The sequence below is a fragment of the uncultured Christiangramia sp. genome (genome assembly GCF_913046405.1).
In the GTDB taxonomy this organism is placed as follows: Bacteria; Bacteroidota; Bacteroidia; order Flavobacteriales; family Flavobacteriaceae; genus Christiangramia; species Christiangramia marina.
In genome coordinates, this window is the sequence record NZ_CAJWRQ010000019.1 from 1 (window position 1) to 23242 (window position 23242).

General features: G+C 38.6%; 23 protein-coding genes. 14 read left to right on the plus strand and 9 right to left on the minus strand.

Translation table 11 applies throughout. The annotated features are described in order from the left end of the window. Positions 1-202: hypothetical protein (locus tag QZ620_RS04160; protein WP_295179386.1), on the minus strand; the 202-nt coding region annotated here is incomplete at its 3' end. Positions 203-514: 312 nt separating this feature from the next. Between QZ620_RS04160 and fabG the strand changes: the two genes are divergently transcribed. The 13 genes from fabG to QZ620_RS04225 all read left to right on the plus strand — a co-directional run bounded on the left by fabG (position 515) and on the right by QZ620_RS04225 (position 14042). Next, the gene (gene fabG / locus QZ620_RS04165) at positions 515-1261 is read left to right on the plus strand and encodes a 3-oxoacyl-[acyl-carrier-protein] reductase (RefSeq protein WP_295179388.1); all 747 of its coding nucleotides are present in this window, start codon (positions 515-517) and stop codon (positions 1259-1261) included. 12 nt (positions 1262-1273) lie between these two features. Beyond that, positions 1274-1474: a hypothetical protein gene (locus QZ620_RS04170; RefSeq protein ID WP_295179390.1), complete on the plus strand. Its 201-nt coding sequence runs from the start codon at positions 1274-1276 to the stop codon at positions 1472-1474. Between the two features lie 98 nt (positions 1475-1572). Continuing rightward, entirely contained in the window at positions 1573-3609 is a 2037-nt protein-coding gene (locus QZ620_RS04175) for a hypothetical protein (RefSeq protein WP_295179391.1), read from the plus strand. 14 nt (positions 3610-3623) lie between these two features. Further along, the gene (locus tag QZ620_RS04180) at positions 3624-4439 is read left to right on the plus strand and encodes a prohibitin family protein (protein WP_141877650.1); all 816 of its coding nucleotides are present in this window, start codon (positions 3624-3626) and stop codon (positions 4437-4439) included. Between the two features lie 210 nt (positions 4440-4649). Further along, positions 4650-5513 (plus strand): ATP phosphoribosyltransferase, encoded by an 864-nt coding sequence (hisG, locus tag QZ620_RS04185; protein WP_295179394.1) that lies wholly within the window; start codon positions 4650-4652, stop codon positions 5511-5513. A 9-nt stretch (positions 5514-5522) separates the two neighbouring features. Next, positions 5523-6809, plus strand: coding sequence for a histidinol dehydrogenase (gene hisD, locus QZ620_RS04190; RefSeq protein WP_295179396.1), 1287 nt, complete (start codon positions 5523-5525; stop codon positions 6807-6809). Beyond that, positions 6809-7855: a histidinol-phosphate transaminase gene (gene hisC, locus QZ620_RS04195; protein ID WP_295179398.1), complete on the plus strand. Its 1047-nt coding sequence runs from the start codon at positions 6809-6811 to the stop codon at positions 7853-7855. The genes hisD and hisC overlap by 1 nt, the downstream gene beginning before the upstream one ends. Continuing rightward, complete coding sequence (gene hisB, locus QZ620_RS04200) at positions 7852-8991, plus strand: bifunctional histidinol-phosphatase/imidazoleglycerol-phosphate dehydratase HisB (RefSeq protein ID WP_295179400.1); 1140 nt, start codon at positions 7852-7854, stop codon at positions 8989-8991. The genes hisC and hisB overlap by 4 nt, the downstream gene beginning before the upstream one ends. Beyond that, positions 8991-9572: an imidazole glycerol phosphate synthase subunit HisH gene (hisH, locus tag QZ620_RS04205; protein WP_295179402.1), complete on the plus strand. Its 582-nt coding sequence runs from the start codon at positions 8991-8993 to the stop codon at positions 9570-9572. The genes hisB and hisH overlap by 1 nt, the downstream gene beginning before the upstream one ends. 1 nt (position 9573) lies before the next feature. Further along, positions 9574-10302: a 1-(5-phosphoribosyl)-5-[(5-phosphoribosylamino)methylideneamino]imidazole-4-carboxamide isomerase gene (gene hisA, locus QZ620_RS04210; RefSeq protein WP_295179403.1), complete on the plus strand. Its 729-nt coding sequence runs from the start codon at positions 9574-9576 to the stop codon at positions 10300-10302. 51 nt (positions 10303-10353) lie between these two features. Beyond that, positions 10354-11109, plus strand: a complete 756-nt coding sequence (gene hisF / locus QZ620_RS04215; RefSeq protein ID WP_295179405.1) for an imidazole glycerol phosphate synthase subunit HisF — start codon at positions 10354-10356, stop codon at positions 11107-11109. 4 nt (positions 11110-11113) lie between these two features. Next, entirely contained in the window at positions 11114-11734 is a 621-nt protein-coding gene (gene hisIE, locus QZ620_RS04220; RefSeq protein WP_295179407.1) for a bifunctional phosphoribosyl-AMP cyclohydrolase/phosphoribosyl-ATP diphosphatase HisIE, read from the plus strand. A gap of 19 nt (positions 11735-11753) precedes the next feature. After that, a complete protein-coding gene (locus tag QZ620_RS04225) occupies positions 11754-14042 on the plus strand; it encodes a T9SS type B sorting domain-containing protein (RefSeq protein WP_295179409.1) in 2289 nt (762 codons plus the stop codon). Positions 14043-14067: 25 nt separating this feature from the next. Here QZ620_RS04225 and QZ620_RS04230 read toward each other — a convergent pair whose 3' ends face one another. The 8 genes from QZ620_RS04230 to QZ620_RS04265 form a co-directional block, all read right to left on the minus strand. Further along, complete coding sequence (locus QZ620_RS04230) at positions 14068-14919, minus strand: pirin family protein (protein ID WP_295179411.1); 852 nt, start codon at positions 14917-14919, stop codon at positions 14068-14070. Between the two features lie 6 nt (positions 14920-14925). Then, positions 14926-15666 carry an NYN domain-containing protein gene (locus tag QZ620_RS04235; RefSeq protein WP_295179413.1) on the minus strand — a complete coding sequence of 247 codons (741 nt, stop codon included), beginning with the start codon at positions 15664-15666 and terminating at the stop codon, positions 14926-14928. A gap of 108 nt (positions 15667-15774) precedes the next feature. Further along, complete coding sequence (locus QZ620_RS04240; protein ID WP_295179415.1) at positions 15775-16929, minus strand: hypothetical protein; 1155 nt, start codon at positions 16927-16929, stop codon at positions 15775-15777. Positions 16930-17043: 114 nt separating this feature from the next. After that, a complete protein-coding gene (locus QZ620_RS04245; protein ID WP_295179417.1) occupies positions 17044-17922 on the minus strand; it encodes a cation diffusion facilitator family transporter in 879 nt (292 codons plus the stop codon). Between the two features lie 35 nt (positions 17923-17957). Continuing rightward, positions 17958-18722 (minus strand): sulfite exporter TauE/SafE family protein, encoded by a 765-nt coding sequence (locus QZ620_RS04250; protein WP_295179438.1) that lies wholly within the window; start codon positions 18720-18722, stop codon positions 17958-17960. Next, entirely contained in the window at positions 18719-19537 is an 819-nt protein-coding gene (locus tag QZ620_RS04255; RefSeq protein WP_295179419.1) for a DUF1853 family protein, read from the minus strand. Before QZ620_RS04255 ends, QZ620_RS04250 begins: the two co-directional genes overlap by 4 nt. A gap of 11 nt (positions 19538-19548) precedes the next feature. Continuing rightward, a complete protein-coding gene (locus QZ620_RS04260) occupies positions 19549-20034 on the minus strand; it encodes a GyrI-like domain-containing protein (protein ID WP_295179421.1) in 486 nt (161 codons plus the stop codon). Between the two features lie 3 nt (positions 20035-20037). Next, a complete protein-coding gene (locus QZ620_RS04265; protein WP_295179423.1) occupies positions 20038-22206 on the minus strand; it encodes a S9 family peptidase in 2169 nt (722 codons plus the stop codon). Between the two features lie 247 nt (positions 22207-22453). Between QZ620_RS04265 and truA the strand changes: the two genes are divergently transcribed. Further along, positions 22454-23242 (plus strand): tRNA pseudouridine(38-40) synthase TruA, encoded by a 789-nt coding sequence (gene truA / locus QZ620_RS04270; RefSeq protein WP_295179439.1) that lies wholly within the window; start codon positions 22454-22456, stop codon positions 23240-23242.

Sequence of the window (23242 nt, forward strand, 5' to 3'; positions counted from 1 at the left end):
CTGGTGTCATCAATAGCCTCCGTTCAGCAGATGCTATCGCGCTGTGTATCCTATCAAATACCTGTAACCCAACAGGCATTTGCTGGATATAAGGACTTCTAGGAGGAATCAATGGCAGTCCAGGAGGCATGTTCAAGAAATGATTATCAGATGTTCTATTTACACGGTATCTTCTCTCTCTTACATCGTCACTAAATTGCATGTTTTATAATAATAAATTCACTCTTATAGTGCTACTCGCTCTTTGAACGTGTACGATTCGCAGTCGCACTGAACACCGTTTTATCTGACATTGCAATATCGTATATAAAATCTTTAAGTTTTGTAGATGTTTCTTTAACATTAGGGAATAAGGGAGATTCCTGAGCAACGTAAACGCCAAAAATAAAACCAACGAAAAACCAGAGCATTTTAATACAATCCCAACCCTTCTTATACTCTAAGAAGGGTTTTTTTATGCAAAGCCTTAGGCTTTTGCTATATTTGGAAAGACAATTAACCAAGATCAAGTTATATGAAATTACTACAAGGAAAGAATGCCATCATCACAGGTGGTAGTAGAGGTATTGGAAAAGGAATCGCTCAGGTTTTTGCCGAGCATGGAGCCAATGTCGCATTCACCTATAATTCTTCGGCACAGTCTGCTGAAGATCTTGCAAAAGAATTAGAAGCTAAAGGTGTAAAAGCTAAAGCCTATCAATCTAATGCTGCCAGTTTTGAAGAAGCACAGAAATTGATCGATGATGTAAATGCTGAATTTGGATCTATAGATATCGTGATTAACAACGCTGGTATTACAAAGGATAACCTTTTAATGCGAATGAGCGAAGCAGATTTTGACAAGGTGATCGAGGTTAACCTGAAGTCTATATTTAATATGACCAAAGCCGTACAAAGAACCATGCTTAAGCAACGTTCTGGTAGTATCATTAATATGAGTTCTGTAGTAGGAGTGACTGGAAATGCCGGACAATCAAACTACGCAGCATCTAAAGCCGGTATTATTGGGTTTTCAAAATCGATGGCTCAGGAACTTGGTTCCAGAAATATTAGAACAAACGTCGTAGCTCCAGGATTTATCGAAACCGAAATGACCGAAAAGCTGGATGAAAAAACAGTACAAGGCTGGAGAGATTCTATTCCTTTAAAACGTGGAGGAAAGCCTGTAGATATCGCGAATACATGTGTGTATCTTGGTAGTGACTTAAGTTCTTACGTAACCGGACAGGTGATCCATGTAGATGGCGGAATGCATACTTAATTGAATAATCTTATGAATTTAAATTTGAATTGGAGTCAGTGGAAGGGACTTGCAGTAATGGTCCTATCTGGAATCGCTACATATTTGTTGCCTCAGGATTCTCTATTTCAGACTCTTGCCGGGGCATTAATGGGAGTGGGACTGGCTATTCTTTTGAAATTTATTCCGTTTAAATGGAGTGAATTAAATTTTAAAAGAAGATCTGCGAATTAAGTGTAGTAAACTCAAGATTTAGAATTAATCGAGCTTTGTGGGCTATAGATAATTTAATCAGACTATAATTTGTATTTTCACTAGACCAACGTGAATTAATGAACTTTCAAATCATATTATTAATTACCCTGGCGCTTTTGATAGCTCTGGGGTTTTCTTTTTTTCAGAATCTTCATAAAAACCGAAAAACTTCCGGGAATTTAGCACTTTTCGGACTTCGTAGTTTTTCTATATTTCTAATTCTTTTACTACTTATCAATCTCGAGATCACTCACACTGAAAGCTCCCAGGTGAAAGTGAATCTGGTAATACTATCAGATGCTTCAGAGTCTATTAAAATTCTTCAGAAGGATTCTGTGCTTCAGAATTTTCAAAACAAGATTCTTTCTTCAGAAAAACTGAATGACAAATTTGATATTATCAATTATCACTTCGGAAGGGAACTTATCACTTCAGATATTACTTCAAACTTCAGTGAAGAACTCACCAATATTCAGCAGTCTTTAAAACAGGCTGAAGATCTCATGGATAACAATAAGGGTGTAGTTGTTTTACTTAGTGATGGAAATCAAAATACTGGCAGAGACTTTCGATATCATAAATCTTCTGGATCTACTGAAATACTACCTGTGATCATAGGGGATACAAGTAGTTTTGAAGATGTAGCTATTCAGCGAATCAATGTAAACAGGTATGCCTTTTTAAATAATAAATTTGCTGTTGAAGTTTTCCTGAACTATTCCGGATCTAACGAACGCAATACGAAACTGCATATTTTAAATTCAGGAAAAGTTGTTTTTCAGAAGGATATGGAATTTTCTGAAAAGAATAGATCATTGATTGTAAACGCGGAACTGGAAGCTAAAAGTATCGGACTCAAAAACTATACTGCCAGGCTTAGCAAATTACCAGAGGAGAAGAATGTCAGAAACAATACCGAAAACTTCTCCGTGGAAATTGTAGACGAAAGCTCTAAGATCATGATTTTAAGTCCAGGTCCTCATCCAGATCTGGGAGCTTTGAAGGCTGCTATAGAATCGAACTCACAACGTATGGTTGAGATACAATATGTTCGTAATTTTAATAATCTTGAATTAACTGATATACAGTTATTTATACTACATAATGTAAATCGAAACTTTCAAAAAACTATAGAGTCAATTTCTGGTCTTGAGGCAGGAAAGTTGTTCATTACAGGTCCCGAAACGGACTGGCAATTTCTGAACGAACTCCAATTAGGATTTTCCAAGAACAGTATTGATCAGCCACAGGATGTCTTTGCTGTAAAGAATGACAACTTTGCCATTTATCAGCCAAAACATTTAGCCTACGAAGATCTACCGCCCTTACAAATTGCATTTGGCGAAACGGAAATCGATGCAAATCGTTACGCAGTACAATTATATCAAGTAATACAGGGGGTCGAAACTGATAGTCCGCTTCTTGCTGTTTCCAGAGTCCATCCAAAAATCGGTTTGCTTACCGGTGAAAATATTTGGCGCTGGAGAGCAGCAAGTTTTCGAAAAGATCAGAATTTTCAGCAGTTCAATGGGTTTATTGGAGATCTGGTACAGAATTTAAGCGCTGTGAAATCGAACGAAAGATTGATCGCAGAGCATCCTCAAACATTTCTGGAGAATGAACTTGTAGAAATAAGTGCTGCTTATTACGACGAGAATTACAGCTTCGATTCAGGAGCTAATCTTAATATCAGTATTTCGGATAGTCTTGGAAATACTGTTTTAAAAACCAATCTGGTAGCTAGGAACCTGAAATATGTGGCAGAGATCGGGAATCTTGCACCTGGGAATTACACCTATAAATTACAGGCTGAAAATCCAAATTTGCTCAAAAATGGAGCTTTCAACGTGCTCGATTATAATGCGGAAGAGCAACAACAAACAGCAAATCTGGCAGCAATGCAATTCCTGGCTGCGAATAATAATTCAACCGTTTTTTACGAAGATCAGTTTAAAACTTTTGAAGACTACTTATTGAAGAATGATAGTCACAGGCCAGTTCTTAAAAGCGAACAAAAAACCGTACCTTTGATAGACTGGTACTACCTGCTATTTCTTCTTGTGTTTGCCCTAGCCCTGGAATGGTTTTACCGAAAATATAAGGGTCTAATTTAAGTTCAAAAATTTATATGGAAAGATTACCTAAAATTGGTATCCCGTTATTTATCGGGTTAGTCATTGTAATAATTTTATTAGCAAAATCTACTGTAACTATTGATTCCGGAGAAGCCGGGGTTCTTTACAAAACATTTGGTGGTGGTGTTGTAACTGAAGGAAGTCCTCTTTCTGAAGGATTTCACGTAGTTGCACCCTGGAACAAAGTTTTTGTTTACGAAGTACGTCAGCAATCCATCGATGAAGAAATGACTGTATTATCTTCTAACGGTTTGGAAATTAGCCTCGATGCTTCCGTCTGGTTTCAGCCAGAATACGAAGCTCTTGGTAAATTGCACCAGGAAAAAGGAGAAGCGTACATTCAACGTTTACTTCAGCCAGCGATAAGATCTGCAACAAGGGCTGTGGTAGGACGTTACAATCCAGAGCAACTTTATGCCAGTAAAAGGGAAGCAATTCAGAAGGAAATCTTTGATGAAACAAACCTGCTTCTGGAAGATCAATATGTTCAGGTAAATGAAGTTTTAGTAAGAGATGTTTCCTTGCCGTCTACGATCAAAGATGCGATTGAACGTAAGCTTAGACAGGAACAGGAATCACTTGAGTACGAATTCCGACTTTCAAAAGCAGAGCAAGAGGCAGAAAGACAAAGAATTGATGCTGAAGGTAAAGCCCGTGCGAATACTATTCTTAGCGAATCACTTACAGATAAGGTATTACAGGAAAAAGGAATTCAGGCTACCGTGGAACTAGCAAAATCACCAAATAGCAAGGTAATTGTTATAGGTTCCGGTGAAGGTGGAATGCCAATTATTCTTGGTGACAACTAATAAACAAATATTTAAAATTAAAAAACTGGTTTTATAATTCAGATTTTTATTTAGCTTTGGCATCACAATGACGAATTTTAATGTACATCACCATCATTTTTTACCCCACGCTCAAGCGAGGTAAATTTGATATGTTGTAACACTAACTATAATATCATAACCCGTTTGAGAAATCAAGCGGGTTTTTTTATTCCTAATATTAACTAAATTATGAGTCAGCAAAAATTAAGAATCGCAGTACAGAAGTCAGGAAGACTTTTTGAAGATTCTATCAAAGTTTTAAAAGATGCAGGTATTTCCATCGATAATGGAAAAGAGCAGCTAAAAGCATCATCCCGAAATTTTCCATTGGAAGTGATGTATTTACGTAATGGTGATATACCTCAATATTTAAGAGATGGAGTGGTAGACGTTGCAATCATCGGGGAGAATGTGCTTATTGAGAAAGGAAAAGATATTATTAGAGGAGAGAAACTTGGTTTTTCAAAGTGTAAAGTTTCCCTCGCGGTGCCTAAGTCCTTCAAATACAACAGTATTAATGACCTTGACGGACTCAAAATTGCCACTTCCTATCCAAACACCGTGAAAGACTATCTGCAGGAGAAAGGTATCTCTGCCGATCTTCATATCATTAATGGTTCTGTTGAAATTGCTCCAAATATTGGACTTGCAGATGCTATTTGCGATATTGTGTCCAGCGGAAGTACACTTTTCAAAAACGGACTTAAGGAAGTTGAAGTAATGCTGAAAAGTGAAGCGGTACTGGCTATCTCTCCTAAAATTTCTGAAGAACGCAAGCAGATCCTTGAAAAACTGCAATTCAGATTAAAATCTGTATTAAACGCACGAACTTCAAAGTATATTCTACTGAATGCTCCTGATGATAAAATAGAAAAGATTATTAGTCTGCTTCCCGGGATGAGAAGTCCAACTGTTTTACCTTTGGCAGAGAAAGGATGGAGTTCGATCCATACAGTGATCAATGAAGATAGATTTTGGGAAGTTCTGGACGAACTGAAAAGTAATGGTGCTGAAGGAATTCTGGTAGCACCAATAGAAACTATGGTACTTTAATTTACAATGATGAACACGATCAACAATCCTGACAGATCTAAGTGGAGCGAAATTTTAAAGCGACCAACTCAAACGGTTGCCGATATTGAGCAAACAGTGCATAAGGTTTTTGATGAGATCAGGCTTACAGGCGATGCTGCAGTTAGACACTATACCAAAGCTTTCGACGGAATCGATCTGGATACATTCAAGGTTTCTGCTGCTGAACTGGATGCAGCTTCCGCTGAAATTTCTCAGGAATTAAAAGAGGCGATAGCACTGGCTAAAAAGAACATCGAAATATTTCATGCAGCCCAGAGAACTGATACAGTTGTTGTGGAAACCATGAATGGAGTAAATTGCTGGCAGGAAAAAAAGGCGATACAGAAGGTGGGGCTTTATATTCCCGGAGGAACTGCACCTTTGTTTTCCTCTATTTTGATGCTGGCAACTCCAGCAAATATTGCCGGTTGCGAGGAGATCGTACTTTGTACACCGCCAGATAAGAATGGAAACGTGAATCCTGCAGTTTTATATACGGCGAAATTATGCGGAGTAACCCAGGTTTTCAAAATTGGTGGAATCCAGGCGATTGGAGCAATGACCTTTGGTACCGAAAGTGTACCCAAAGTTTATAAGATCTTTGGGCCAGGGAATCAATTTGTTACTGTGGCAAAACAGCTGGCCACGAGATATCAGGTAGCGATAGATATGCCTGCAGGACCATCAGAATTACTAGTGTATGCAGATGATTCAGCTAACCCGGCTTTTGTTGCATCAGATTTGTTGAGTCAGGCGGAGCACGGCGTAGATAGCCAGGTGATCATGGTAAGTACTTCAGAAAAAATGCTAGAGCTAGTAAGTGATGAAGTAGAAAAGCAGCTCGATGAACTGCCTCGAAAGGCCATTGCGCAACAGGCGATCGAAAACTCGAAACTTATTCTGGTAGAGACGGAAGAGACCGCTCTGGAACTAATTAATGAGTATGGGCCGGAGCATTTTATAGTATGTTCAGAAAATGAGGATTATTTTGTGGATAATATTATGAATGCGGGATCTGTTTTTATTGGAAATTATGCTCCCGAAAGTGCCGGTGATTATGCTTCTGGTACCAACCACACCTTGCCAACCAATGGTTATGCGAAACAATATAGCGGGGTGAATCTGGATAGTTTTATGAAGCAGATCACCTATCAGAAAGTTTCAGAAGAAGGAATTAAAAATATAGGTCCTGCAATCGAATTAATGGCAGAAGCTGAAGGATTACAGGCTCATAAGAACGCTGTAACCTTAAGATTAAAATCACTGAACCAATAATGAATTTCGATCTGAATAATCTCGTAAGGGATAACGTGAAAAGTCTTCTGCCATATTCATCTGCCAGGGATGAATATAAAACTGATGGTGAAGCAATGATATTTCTGGATGCGAATGAAAATCCGTTTGAGAACGGACTGAATCGATATCCAGATCCACAGCAAATGCTTTTAAAATCAAAAATTTCAGAAATTAAGCAGGTTCCTGAAAAGCAAATATTACTTGGGAATGGAAGTGATGAAGTTCTGGACCTCATTTTCAGGGCATTTTGTGAACCCGGGAAGGATAATATTATAAGTTTGCCACCAACTTACGGAATGTATAAGGTACTTTCTGGAATTAATAATATTGAAAATCGGGAAGTGCTATTAACTTCAGAATTTGAACCTGATGTAGATGCAATATTGGAAGCTGTAGATGCCAATACCAAATTACTGTTTCTGTGTTCCCCGAATAATCCATCCGGGAATTCTTTTAATGCTGAAACTATAAAGAAGCTTTTGAAATCATTTAATGGTCTGGTCGTAATCGATGAAGCCTATATAGACTTTTCAGACGATGCAGGATGGTCGCAATCACTTGATAAATATCCAAATCTTATCATTACTCAAACTTTCTCTAAAGCCTTCGGGATGGCCGGGATCAGGTTGGGAATGCTATTCGCTTCAGCAGAGATCATTAAAATTCTGAACAGGATCAAGCCTCCATACAATGTAAATGAATTAACGCAGCAAAGAGCAATCAAAGGTCTTCAGAATTATTCTGAGATAAAACAGCAAGTAATTGATATTAAGAGTGAAAGGGATAATTTATCTAAACAATTACTTCAGCTAAATTATGTTGCAAAGATATTTCCTTCAGATGCTAATTTTCTACTCATAAAGGTGGATGATGCAGATCAAAGATATATGGAATTGATCGGTAAAGGTATTGTCGTTAGAAATAGAAGCAAGCAACCTCTTTGCGAAAATTGTCTTCGAATTACAGTAGGAACAGCATTAGAAAATCAGAATTTACTCAAGGCCTTCAAAGAATTAGAATCATGAAAAAAGTATTGTTTATAGATCGCGATGGAACTCTTATCCACGAACCTGAAGATTTCCAGATCGACAGTATCGATAAGCTTGTGTTTTATCCCCAGGCGATCACTTACCTGAATAAAATTGCCAAAGAACTGGATTATGAACTGGTGATGGTCACCAATCAGGACGGACTCGGAACCGACAGTTTTCCTGAATCAGATTTCTGGCCTTATCAAAATTTTATTACCAGAACTTTTGAAAGCGAAGGCGTAAAATTTTCAGAACAATTGATCGATCGTACGTTTGCAAGAGACAATGCTAAAACCCGCAAACCCAATACCGGACTGCTGGAAGAGAAATATTTAAATAATAAAGATTATGATCTTCAGCAATCATTTATGATCGGGGACAGGCTTACAGATATGGAGTTTGCCATGAACTTTGGAGGAAAAGGCATCTTTATAGATACGCATGAAGATCTGGCTGCAGACGAAATTTCGAAAGATAAAGAAGAAGTAACTCAGAATATTGCCTTAAAAACGGCTTCCTGGAAGGAAATTTATGAATTTTTAAAACTTAAGGATCGTACAGCCGGGATCGAGAGAAAAACGAACGAGACAGATATTAAGATCGATCTAAACCTCGATGGTACCGGGAAAAGCGATATTAGTACCGGTATTGACTTTTTCGATCATATGCTGGATCAATTAGCCAGGCATGGACAAATGGACCTTACGATCAAAGTAAAGGGTGATCTGGAAGTGGATGAACACCACACCATTGAGGATACGGCCATTGCTCTTGGTGAAGTGTTCAATAAAGCGCTTGGAAATAAGCTCGGAATGGAACGATATGGCTTCTGTTTACCAATGGACGATTGTCTTGCCCAGGTAGCCATTGATTTTGGTGGTAGAAACTGGCTGGTTTGGGAAACAGATTTCAGACGCGAAATGATCGGTAAAATGCCTACGGAAATGTTCTTTCACTTCTTTAAGTCTTTTACAGATGGTGCCAGAGCTAATTTAAATATCAAAGCTGAAGGATCGAACGAACATCATAAGATCGAGGCAATATTTAAAGCCTTTGCCAAAGCGATAAAAATGTCGGTTAAACGAGATACAGAAAAAATGATCCTTCCATCTACAAAAGGAATGCTATAATGAAAATTGCAATTATCGATTACGGGGCAGGAAACATCCAATCCATTAAGTTTGCTGTTCAGAGACTGGGTTTTGAAGCTGTCCTTTCCAGCAATGCCGAAGAAATTCAGAATGCTGATAAGGTGATTTTTCCGGGGGTTGGAGAAGCTGGTAGCGCCATGAGAATGTTGCGATCCACTGGTTTAGACAAGCTTATTCCAGATTTGAAGCAACCGGTACTTGGAATTTGCCTGGGAATGCAATTAATGTGCAAATCTTCGGAAGAAGGAAACACTACTGGTTTAGGTATCTTCGATGCTGAAGTGATGAAATTTAATACAGATCTAAAAGTGCCACAAATAGGCTGGAATACGATCACCGAACTTCAAGGCAAACTTTTTGAAAATGTGTCTGCAGAAGAATATGTTTATCTGGTGCATAGCTTCTATGTCCCGGAATGCAGCGATGAAATTGCCAGAACAAATTACGGAGTTGATTATTCCACTGCATTAAACAGGGATAATTTTTATGGTGTACAATTTCACCCTGAAAAAAGCAGTAAAACCGGAGAACAGATTTTAAAGAACTTTTTGGACTTATAATATGCGAATTATCCCTGCGATAGATATTATCGACGGCAAGTGCGTAAGACTCTCTAAAGGAGATTACAACACAAAGAAAATATACAACGAAGATCCTCTGGAAGTGGCTAAATCTTTTGAAGCACATGGTATCAAATACCTTCACCTGGTAGATCTCGATGGAGCTAAATCCAGTCATATCGTTAACCATAAAATTCTGGAATCCATTGCCTCAAAAACTTCTTTAAATATGGATTTTGGTGGCGGACTTAAAACAGATAAGGATCTGGAGATTGCTTTTGAATGTGGAGCGAACCAGATCACGGGCGGCAGTATTGCAGTAAAGAATCCAGAGATCTTCAAATCCTGGCTTACTAAATTTGGAGCTGAAAAGATCATTCTTGGAGCAGATGCCAGGAACAAAAAGATTGCAGTTTCAGGTTGGCTGGAAGAATCCAAACAGGAGGTAATTCCTTTTATTCAGAATTTTGAAACTGAAGGTATCAAATATGTGATCTGTACAGATATTAGCAAGGACGGAATGCTTGAAGGTCCATCTTTTGATCTTTATGCTGAGATTCTGGACGAAACTAAAGATATTAAATTGATCGCTTCTGGTGGAATATCACAGTTTGATGAACTTCCGAAATTGCAGGAACTTGGTTGCGAAGGTGTGATCATAGGAAAAGCGATCTATGAGAATCGTATTAGTCTGAAGCAACTTGAAAATTATATTTTAGAAAACGAATAGGAGTAGACCTATTAAATAAGAACTACTTAGAAACCTTGAAATTCAAGACCTGTGCTTACAAAAAGAATAATTCCCTGTCTGGATATTAAAAATGGCAGAACGGTTAAGGGCGTCAATTTCGTTGACTTGCGTGATGCCGGTGATCCGGTAGAACTTGCCGCTGCTTATGCTGAAAAAGGAGCAGACGAATTGGTATTTCTTGATATTTCAGCTACTGAAGAAAAAAGAAGAACGCTGGCAAAACTAGTTCTTGACGTAGCAGAACAACTTAATATTCCATTTACCGTTGGTGGCGGAATTTGTTCCGTAGAAGATGTAGACATACTTCTGAAGAATGGTGCAGATAAAGTGTCTATAAACTCTTCCGCAGTAAAGAACCCCGATCTTATTAATCAATTATCAGAAAAATTTGGGAGTCAGTGTGTGGTGGTTGCTATTGATGCGAAAAATATTGATGGCAAATGGACGGTTCACCTGGTTGGAGGAAAAGTTCCAACAGAACTGGATCTTTTTGAATGGGCCAAAGAAGTAGAAAGTCGTGGGGCTGGAGAGATCCTGTTCACTTCCATGGATCACGATGGTACCAAGAATGGTTTTGCGAATGAAGCCTTAGCCAGGCTTTCAGAAGAATTGAATATACCGATCATTGCCTCTGGAGGTGCGGGGAATATTCAGCATTTTGAAGATACCTTTAAGGAAGGTAAGGCAGATGCCGCGCTGGCTGCAAGCGTCTTTCACTTTAAAGAAATTGAAATTTCAGATCTAAAAAACAGTCTTAAAAATTCCGGAATTCCGGTAAGAATATAATATTATGGATATCGATTTTAATAAAAATAATGACGGACTCGTTCCTGCGATCATTCAGGATCAGGATACTGGAAAGGTATTGATGCTTGGCTATATGAATGAGGAAGCTTACCTGAAAACCAACGAATCCAAAAAAGTTACCTTCTTCAGTAGAACCAAACAGAGACTGTGGACTAAAGGTGAGGAAAGTGGAAATTTTCTGAACCTGGTTTCTATAAAACTTGATTGTGATAAGGATACTTTACTCATCAAAGTTCGTCCTGAAGGACCTGTTTGCCATAGAGGAACAGACACTTGCTGGGCTGAGGAAAACTCGGCAGAATACGGTTTTCTTTCAGAATTGGAAGGCATCATCGCCAGCAGGAAAAAGCTGAGTGAGACACCTAAGGAAAACAGACAGGAAAACGAGAATAGTTATGTTGTTTCATTGTTCGATAAAGGGCTTAATAAGATCGCACAGAAAGTTGGTGAAGAAGCTGTAGAAGTAGTGATTGAAGCCAAAGATCATGACGAAAACCTTTTCCTAAATGAAAGTGCAGATCTGTTGTTTCATTATATGATTCTTTTAAAAGCCAAAGGTTACGGACTTGAGGATATTGTAAAAGTTCTCAAAAAGAGACATTAAGAGTTAGTTCAAGGCTTTCATGAGAAAATTGATCCTGCTAATGTTACTGCCTGCACTGAGTTTCTCTCAGAGCATTCAGGTCGATCAGGATCGATATACTGCACAGGAACTTATCGAAGAAGTGCTCATACAAAGTGACTGCATTACAGATGTTGTGGTGACCAATGTTTCCGGAGCAAATTTTACCGATGGCAGTAAAAGTTTCGGGTATTTTGATGCAGCTGGCACAGGATTTCCAATTAGTAATGGATTGGTTTTAAGCACGGGAAAACTTGAAACGATTTCAGAGCCCACTTCCAGTCTGGCAAATGACTTTCATTCCGGCTGGGACGGTGATAGTCAGTTAGAGGAAGAACTTAATATCGACTCCTATAACGCCACGGTTATAGAATTTGATTTCGTACCCAATGTTGCCGGCATTAGTTTTCGCTATCTATTTGCTTCTGAAGAATATCAGTTTGATAATTCGGTGACATGTTATTTTTCTGATGCTTTTGCTTTTTTCATTCGGAAAGCAGATGAAACCACTTACAAAAACCTTGCAGTCGTCCCGGGTACTCAAACTCCCATTTTGAATACGACCGTTCATCCTTTTATATCTGATAATTGTCCGGCCGTGAACGAAGCTTATTTTGATCGCTTTAATTTTGATGCTGAAACGATATTCGATGGTCAGACGAAAGTTCTGAATGCTGTCGCAGATGTCATCCCAGGAGAAACATATCATGTTAAGCTTGTAATCGCTGATGATCTCAATGATAAATATGATTCTGCAGTATTCCTGGAAGCTGGAAGTTTTCAATCCAGTGCAGATCTTGGGCCAGATCGGCTGGTTCAGAATAATGATGCTATTTGCTATGGTGAAAGTGTATTACTTAAACCGGCTATTGCATCAGGAGATCAGGTGGAATGGTACAGAAACGGTGTTCTGCTGCAGGATGAGACAGGTGATCAACTACGTGTAAACACACCTGGTGAATACTCAATTGAATTAACTTCTACGGAAGGCTGCATTGCCCAGGGTAACGTGATCATAGAATATTATCCTGTAATAGATTATAGCACGGCAGAACTTGTCGCATGTGGTTTTGCTGATACTGAAACTGTACGCTTCAACTTGCTTGAAAGTGCTTCCCAAATTTTGAATCCGAATCAGAGAACGGTGGTAGAAGAGTTTTTTATAAATAGATCAGATGCCGAAAACGGAGTTAATCAGATCACCGATCCTGAAAATTACAGTTCTGGTACGGCAATCGTTTACGGGACTGTTCATGATGGTTTTGGATGTTCTGAAATCACAGAGATAAAACTTACTATAACTTCTGAAACCATTTTGGACGTATTTTCAATTTGTTCAGCTGAAGGATCTGGTAGTAATGACATAGAAATCAGCGATCTTAGAGATCATCTTTTTGAAGAAAACAATAATGCTTCCGACTTCCAGATTTACTTAAGTAAAAACGATGCCTTAAATGAGGAATCTGAAATACTAACAGACATTTCATTTTCTGAAATACAACAGGAAAAGCTATATGTGAAACTTCTTGATCAGGAAGTTTGTCTAGGCTTTGCCGTTTTACCAATTCAAAATGCTGGTGTGGCTGAACTTCCGGAAGATTTGGTATTAAGTTTATGCAATGGTAATGATGAACAATTGTTGCTTGACTCTGGTCTGGACTCGAATGCTTCAGAAGATTTGTTAATTCAATGGTTTTACGAAGAGGAGCAACTTCCACAGTCATCCTCGAAAATTTACGTTTCAGCACCTGGGAGTTATAGAGTAGAAGTAACCAATCAAAATTCATGCATAAGTTCAAGAAATTTCCAAGTTAATCTTATAGAAACAGCTATCATTCAGGAGGTGAATATAAGGAACCTTACTAATGGATATGAGGTGGAGATTGATATCACTGGAAATGCAACCTATGAATTTTCGCTGGACGATATCGGGCAATTTCAGCCGAGTTCGATTTTTAGTAATGTCCCGCCTGGAATTCATACAGTATATGTTCGGGATACCAAGGCTTGCGACGTGATTTCAAAAGAAATATCCATATTTGGATATGATCTTTTCTTTACTCCAAACGGTGATGGTATTAATGATACCTGGACCGTTCATGGTATTGCTTCAGATTATATTGTACAGATCTATAGCAGGTATGGTAAATTATATACTGTGCTGGATGCTAAGAATGCCAGGTGGAACGGTAAATTTGAAAATGTAGATCTACCTGCTGGAGAATACTGGTTTAGTCTGATCCAAAACGGAGAAAAGACATTAACCGGACACTTCAGCTTAATAAGATAAATGACTGAAAGAATTTTTAAGATGACTAATCCCAGCTACCCATCTTTCCAGAGTGAAAATCATCGTAGGCCTGCCTGATTTCATCTTCAGAATTCATGACGAAAGGTCCTCCAAAAACAACATTTTCCTTTAGTGGTTTAGCATGACCAATCAATAGTTTGCTATCTACTGAAGCCTTGATATTCAGAATTTCAGAGTTATTGGAAAATTCAGCCACATGTAAGGCAGGCACCAGAATATCGTTTACATTTAGTTCTCCAGAAATTACATAAAAGAAGATCGTTTCGTCCCTGGGAATTTCCAGTTCCAGAAATGTATTAGCAATAAAGTGTACCACAGCCAGATCCACTGATGTTGGAGTATCAAAAGCCCCGCGTATCCCTTTAAAGTTCCCTGAAACGACCTGGGCTTTTATAGATCTTTCCTCATTTTCCCAGACGGAGATCTGCTCCTTTTGAAGTCCTTTATACTGTGGTTGCATCATCTTCAGTCTTTTTGGAAGATTCACCCACAATTGGAGGATCTCGAGGTCACCACCATTCTTTTTAAATTCTTCAGAAGAGACTTCCGCATGTAAAAGTCCGCTTCCCGCAGTCATCCACTGCACGCCTCCGGCTTCAATTACACTAGTATGTCCACCAGTATCCTTATGCGTGATATCACCTTCAATGATAAAAGTGACCGTTTCCATACCTCGATGTGGATGCGGGCCGAACGGTAATCCCTGATTGTTCGCATCATAGGTTTGCGGACCGTGATGATTTAAGAACAGAAATGGATCGAGCATTTGTAATTCTCTGGTTGGCATAGGAGACCAGGTCTTCAAATCCCCGATAGGGCGATATTCAGCTTTATGTAGTTTTTTGATATTCCGCATTAGCATTTATTTATTTCGAACATAGATAAGTTTAAATCGAGAATTAGAATTCTCTCTGGATTCTATTTCAAACTTTTCAATAGAATCTATCATTGGAGTTAGCTTCTGGAAACCGTAGTTACGTGAATCAAAATTCGGTTGTTTTTTCTGAAGTAAACTTCCAACATCCCCAAGGAATGCCCAGCCATCTTCATCGGCAACATCAGAAATGGTTTGTGAAATTAATCGGACCACCTTTGGAGTGATCTTGTCTACATTCTGTTTTCTACTCTCCTTGGTTTTTGCCTTATCATTCTCATTTTCATTCTCCTTGGAATTATTCTTCAGAATTTCAATATAGATGAACTTATCGCAGGCGACAATGAATGGATCTGGAGTCTTTTTTTCACCAATACCAATAACTTTCATGCTAGCTTCACGAAGTCTGGTAGCAAGACGTGTAAAGTCGGAGTCACTTGAAACCAGGCAGAAGCCATCAACTTTATTAGAGTAGAGAATGTCCATGGCATCAATGATCATTGCAGAATCTGTAGCGTTCTTTCCCTGGGTATATCCATATTGCTGAATTGGCTGAATGGCATTTTCAAGAAGCACACTTTTCCACTTGTTCAAGTGAGGTTTGGTCCAATCTCCGTATATTCTTTTGATCGTAGGATTACCATATTTGGCAATCTCTTCCATCATTTCTTTTATATGTGCTGAAGGAATATTGTCTCCATCAATGAGCACGGCTAAGTTTGTATCCATTTTTCTGGTTTGGTTGGATAAAGTTAAGGTTAAATTCAGTTTTTGCTAAGAAGAGGGAATAAAAAAAGCCCGGAAAATATTTCCGGGCTCCTTGAACTTTTAAAAATATTAGAACCTGAATAGTGCATTCATTTTAGATTCTTTTTCAGGCATTAAATAATCCTGAATTAAATAAACGTTTCCGCCCATTTCGATAGTTTTCTTCGCCGCCAGATTCATAAGAGAGCTGTTTTCACTGGTTTGCTCATCGTCGATCTCAGTTTTCATTTGATCTTCGTCGTAAGTTCCCCATATCTCGGCTCTATTTTCGACAAATAATGTATCGATTCTTCCATGATGGATTGCCGCCATAATATCACTTGGTGCAGAAGAGGTATTCTCTGTTTGACTTTGCTCTTTATATTTCTCAAGCTTGCTGTCGCGATCCTTATCCAGAAATTTTTCCGCGATCTTCAGAGACTTTTCATGCACTCCCAGTAGATCTGAGTCATTTGGATTACCGTCCACAACTTCATCTACAAGGTGATTGTAAGTATTAGCCTCTTTGTAAATTGGAAATAGATAATCCTGACAGTAAACGATCAATGGTAACTTTTCTTTGTTTAAATAATTTTGAAGTCCTTGATCTACCGCGCGAAAGAATTGTTTGATCTCATCTTTTTCATCTCTTTCACTACCACCGTGACCGTGAAACTGAGTTTTTTCTCCTCCAGCTCCCTGCGTTCTAAATTGCAGTGCTTTTTCTTTATAATCGTACCCTACACGTTCTTCAAGTTCTGAAGGTGTAAGATCATCGATATCGATTGGAGTTATAGAATATTTACTGGCCTCATATAACTGCACATCACTTATCTGTAATGATAATACATGAAATTTGCCATCACCATTCATTGCTGGTATTAATGGCTTCACATAAAATTCTTCGGAAATATAAGTGTAAGCTTCAAAATTTACGGGAAGACTGAAAGTTTTGAAATAATCTGGAGCAGCGAAAACTGCCAGTCCATCTGACTGGTGTCTCCAGAAATCTTTATCATCCAGAAGTTCTTCAAACTTCTTAGACATCGTATCTAACGTACTTTTCTCAATTCCCTTGGTTGAAAGTTTTTTACTTGCCTCAGTCCAAAATGAATGTAAGTGCTTAAGGTTTTTCTGTTCTAAAACTTCTTTTCCACCACGTTGTGTTGGAATAAAAATAGACACACAAGTGTCATTTTTATAGCTAGCTAGTTCTTTAAATTCCTTTTCATTTATCATAGACATATCTTTAATTTTTTGGTAGTTAAAAGGTAAGTCTATTATGAAACACTTCAAAGCGAAAGCCCCGTGCTTACTACTAAATCTTTCTTAATAAGTCTCAAAATATTGTGAACTGGCTTAAAGTTCGTCGTCTGGTTCAACATGGATCAGCACATCTGCGACTTGGGGAACATTTTCCAGCACCTGGTCTTTGACTTCATGTGCAATATCATGACCCTCTTTAACCGTGATATTTGCATCCACTGCAATGCGTAGATCTATGTGGTAAGTCATACCTGTTTTGCGTACGTAACATTTCTCTGTTTCTACCACTCCAGGAACTCCCAGGGCGGCACTTCTAATATCCATTTCTATATCTTCGTATCGATGCTCATCCATTACTTCTCCCAGAGCCGGTCTAAGGATCAGGTAGGCATTAAACAGAATAAAACCTGAAGCGAAAAGTGCTGCCCAGTCATCAGCATTTTCATATCCATCACCCATCACGAGGGCTATACTTATGCCTACAAAGGCCATAAATGATGTAATAGCGTCACTTCTATGGTGCCAAGCATCTGCTTTGAGAACAGAACTATCTGTCTCATCGCTTTTTTTAGATACGAACCTATAGGATAACTCTTTAATAATAATGATGACCGCGAGAACGATGAGTGTATAGGGTTCAGGAACTTCGTGAGGGGTCTGTATATTTTCAATACTCTCATAGGCAATGATCGTGGCTGATACAATCAGAAAACCCACAACCATGAACGTAATAAGTGGTTCTGCCTTCCCATGGCCGTAAGGATGATTTTCGTCTGCAGGTTTGTTGGCATAACGAATCCCTAAAAGAACAAGGAAAGAAGAAAAAACATCGGTGGTGGATTCTATTGCATCTGCGATCAAAGCATAAGAGTTCCCAAAGATTCCAGTAATTGCTTTAGCTATTGCTAACAAAGCATTTCCCGCGATACTAAAATAGGATGCTTTAACTGCCTCTTTGTATTCGGGACGCATAGAAGTGAATTGAGCTGCAAAGCTAGTAATTTTAATTATTTCAGCTGATTGTAGATCAATAAAATCCCACTAACAACCATTAGAATGATCAGTAGCTTGCGAAAGCTTGAACTCTTCATACTACTCAGGAATTTTTTACCAATGATATTTCCTAATACCGCTCCAAGACCTAAGGCAATTCCGTAAATCCATAATTCGGTATAAAGAAGTCCGAAGAACGTATAACTACCAATTTGTGCGATTCCAAGGAAGAATGAGTTCGCGGTTTTTGTCGCAATTAACTCTTCTTTATCCAGACCCAGATTGAGATAAAAAGGGTTGAGAACTGGTCCTAAAGCTCCAATTACAGTTCCCAGGATAGAAACTCTAAACCCTAGTGGTATGAAGTACCATAGTTTTACAGGAAATGATCGTTCCTTCTTTCCGAAGCGATATTGAAATACTGTGCTTATCAAGAATATTCCAACCAGAATTTGTAGCCAGCCCGCATTGATTCGTGTAAAGAACCAGCCGGCGAGTAAGGCTCCAAGCAAAGCAGGAGGAACGTAATACCAGAAAACCTGCCAGTTGATATGTTTCCAGAAAATTATGAGTCGGGCCGGTCTGCCAATAAAAGTTCCCAGATTCAAAACGGGTGGTGTTTGCGGAGTTCCAATTAGAAAGCTAAGAAACGGTACAAGAACTAGTGCGCCACCACCACCAGAGATCGTTGAAATAATAAATGCTACAATTCCTGCTAGCAAAAGAATAAGCAGATTGAACAGATCTATATTTTCAAACATGTTAGAAGCCAGTATCATTTCCACCAAACTACAAAAAACCTTGAAAAGCTATGCTTATGCTTCATCCATATAAGTGGTGATTTTTTCTTCTGAAAAAGTTTAGCAATTTCTTCCATTATTTCAGCATATGAATGCCAGTATTTACAGGATTCCGGCTTTGAGCTCCATAAATTTTTCTTAGGAGCATAGAATTCTGCACCATTCTTGTTCAGTTTCTGAAATTCCTGAAGGCTAAGATATTTACCAATTTGCAATGTTGTATCAGGATCATTGGAATACAACTGAGCTTTAAAGCATATTTGCTGCTCCATTTCTTCCAGATCCAGATCGTATTTTTTCAGATAACCTTGAGTTTCCGGATGTTTTAGTAGCGGTAATTGCTTCGTAGTGATCTTCTCCATTTTTTCCAGAAAAGAATCTTTCCTGTTGGGACCTATGAACATCTTCTCATCCTGACCTACTTCTGGGTCCAGAATATAGATCTTATAAACCAGCTCCACATGTAAAGGTCTATTATTTTGAAAATCGTAAAGTAAAAAGTCTAGTTCACCCAGAGTGATCTTTTGTTGATTGACCTGGATATTGGAAGCAATAAGTTTGTAACGTTTGGAAAATTTGATGGCTATTTCAAAAAAACTTTCCATCCTTTTGCCCAAAACAGAATTCCTAGGGTGATCAATTTTTTTAAGTTCAGCTATTAATTCCTCAGTGATATCTACTTCGGGAAATTCGAAAACAGGAATTTCAGAACGGTATTTTTTTCTAATATCTGGCGTTTCTAAAAATCCTTTAAACTGACTTATAAGATCGACTTCCGAAGAATGAGATAGCATATAACGTTTGACTATTTTGGACTTATCGGAATATAAATATCTTCCAGAGATTCAGGATCATCGGGTCCTTTATAATCACTTCCCATGATCTCAAAATGAGGGCGATGTGCAAGCTGATATTCAGATTTTGGAAGCCAGTCCTCAAAAATATACTTCGCGGTTCCGGCAAAGTTCTGTGCCGTTCCGCGATGTCTGAAAACCGCATACAATCCGCCTTCCAACTCAAGTTTTTCAAGACCTTCTGGAAGGTCTGCATAATCGTCTACCTCAACTGCGGCCCATTTTTCAAATTTGGTTTGAGGATCAAATTCTCCCTTTAGAAATGCTTTTTTATACTGTTCTACAGAATATAAGTCTCGATTGGCCAGGGATGGTGTCTTTACCTTAATACTCATAAAACGTTTCCAAAGCACTTCTGTTTTATCATTTGCCATACTGGTTTCCTTACTTATACCTGCAAGTTTAACAGCTTCAATTTCCTTTATCTTTGGTTGCATTTTTTAAGATTTCGGTCCTAATTCATAATTCTGAGGGGGAGTGGCTTTCATTAAATGTTCCACAAAATAATCCCAGCGTCTTCGCATCATATAATACGAATCTTTTCCGAAGCCATGGCGCGCATGAGGGAAAATTATCAGATCAAAATCCTTATTGGCTTCAATAAGGGCATCAACTACCAGATATGTATTATATGGTGGTACATTATCATCCATGGCTCCGTGGGCCAGAAGCAATTTACCTTCCAGGTTCACCGCCAAGTTCTGGTTGGCTTGTTTAGCATAATTTGAAGTACCATCTTCGTCTTTGCGCAATAAACCTATATAACGCTCTCCCCAGTCATCCTCATAATTGCGGTTATCATGGTTTCCAGATTCAGAAATACCAACCTTATAGAATTCAGGGTAATTAAAAAGTGCGGCAGCAGTAGCGAATCCACCACCTGAATGTCCCCAGATCCCAACTCGATCCAGATCCATATAAGGATACTTTTTAGCTAATTGCTTAAGTCCGCTGATCTGATCTTCCAGGGTGTTATCGGCCATATTACCGTAGCAGGCATCATGAAAGGATTTTGATCGATTCGGGTTGCAGGTACCGTCAATAATTACCACTATAAAACCTAGTTCGGCGAGTGCCTGATGATCACTCCGGCTTGGATAAAATGAACGGGAACCAACTCCACCTCCCTGAGGTCCTGGATAAATATAATTCACCACGGGATAGGATTTATTCTCATCCAGGTGTGTTGGCGTAAACATAAGGCCGTAAAGGTCCCAATCTCCATTCCTGGACTTCACGCTAATTCGCCTGGCCGGTTTCCAGCCTTCAGCCTCCAGATCTTTAATATCTGCCTGCTCCAGCATAGCGATTTGTTTACCATTCATTTTTTTCAGGACAGTCTTGTTAGGAGTGTCTGGTTTGGAATAATTGTCTACAAAGTATCTACTGTCTGGAGAGATACTAATTCTGTGATTTGCATCTTCAGGAGTAAGGCTTTGCAGCTTTTTGCCATCAAAGCGAATGCTGTAAAACTGAGCGAAGTAGGGATCCATTGACTGATCCTTCCCATTTGCCATAAAATAGATCATGCGATCTTCAGGATTGAACTTTAAAACTTCAGTTACAACAAATTCTCCTTGGGTAATCTGATTTTTAAGTTCTCCGGTTCTGGAATTATAAAGATATAAGTGACCCCAATCATCTCTTTCAGAATACCAGATGATCTCATTGCTTTCAGGGAAATATTTCCAGTTAATGCTACCTTGTCCAGATTCATACTGAGTATTTACTTTCTCCTCAAAAACTTCACGAACTTCTCCAGTAGTTGCATCTGCAATTCTGAACTTTGCTACTTTATGGTCTCTTGAAGTTGAAACAAAGGCCAGCTCCTTAGAATCCTCACTCCACTGATTATCATCGAATGCACCTGAACAACTAATATCATCGCACAGAGTTCCTCTTCTTGGATCCTGCGGAATTTTTAGCGGAATGATCTCTGAATTTTCTGTATCTATAATAATACGCTCGATCTGAATCACCTTTTCATCCCCCGGAAGCGGATATTTCCACTGCTGAAGTTCTGGAGCCCCAACTTTAGTTGAAGCAAGGTACATATCACTTACATGACGCTGGTCCTGTCTAAAAGTGGCGATCTTTTTTGAATCTGGAGACCATAACAGGATTGGCTTGTCACTTTTTCTCCAACCAGCATTATCTGTAGCATAACCATAATTTTCGATTCCGTCTTTGGTTAGTTGCGTCTCCCCACCAGTGGCAGCATCTTTGATCCATAAATTCCAATCCTTGATATAAGGCAATTTATTTCCATCTGGTGAAGCAACTTCTATACGCGAATACCTTCCATTTTCTTGGGACTCTGATTCAATGTTTGCTAGCAATTCCTCTTTGGAAGTAAAGGTAGTTTTGTCACCAGTTTTACTTTTGACCAGAACAAATTCGGAATCATCCCGGGTGGTAATTCGATACCAAAAATCTCCATTATCCAGCCATTGAGGATAGACGTAACTCCGGTAAATTTTACTATTTGTATTATAACTTAAGAACTTTTCTGCGTTTGCGTAATCTTCGGCAGTGATGCTATCCCGGTTTTGGGAATTCACCTTGTAGAACGTAAGAAAAGCAATAATAACTAAAAGGTATTTTTTCATATTCTATACTTTGAGGACTGGTTTAATTTCAATGTTGATCTTCAGGTTATTTTAGCACATTTACTCCTTTTAAATTCTTCCGAAGGTATTAGATGCCAAAAAATTTTTGATAGGTTTATTCTGAAAACTCCTGTCAGGAGTACAATTTAAATATAATTACTGAAATCTCTGAAACCTGAAGCTCTTGAATCTTTGAGTAACTAGGAATGCGGTTCAATTTGGATATCTTTGCCGGAAAATCATGCGTTTGTTCAGGAAAAGATTCTTCTATTTTATCAAAGTACAGTATTTAGGATACCGTTTACATGGGTGGCAAAAACAGCCTGATGTGAAAACGGTTGAAGGTTTGATCACTAAAACCTTTGGCTGGATCATGCCCGGCGCAAAATACAAGATCCTTGGAACCAGCCGTACAGATGCCATGGTATCTGCGGAAGAGTCGGCTTTTGAATTATTTCTTGATCATGAACCACTGGAAAATTTGCAGGAATTCCTCAAACTATTAAATAAAAATCTACCACAGGATATTCGAGCTTTAAGTATTGAAGAAGTAGATGATAAATTTAATATCATACAGGATTCGAAAACAAAGGAATATGCCTATTTATTTAGCGTTGATGACAAATTTCATCCATTTTGTGCACCTTTTATGGCTAATTTTCAGGAAGACCTTGACATTGAAAAAATGAAAGAAGCCGCTAAGCTCTATAAAGGCAAGCATAACTTTAAGAATTACTGCGTGCGGGTATCTGAGAAAAGCACTTTTGAGCGTGAGATGCTAAGATCTCAACTTGTTGAGAATACGCTATATACTGCAAATTTCTTCCCTGAAAGATCCTATATATTTCACATTCACGCATCAGGTTTTTTACGGCACCAGGTTCGCTTAATGATGGGAACACTTATACAGGTAGGACGCGGAGAATTAAGTCTTGATGAAATTGAAGAAAGCCTAAGACCAGATACCCCGCATTTACAAATGGACTTTATCGCCCCGGCATCTGGATTGATCCTGAGAAAACTGGAATTTGATTAG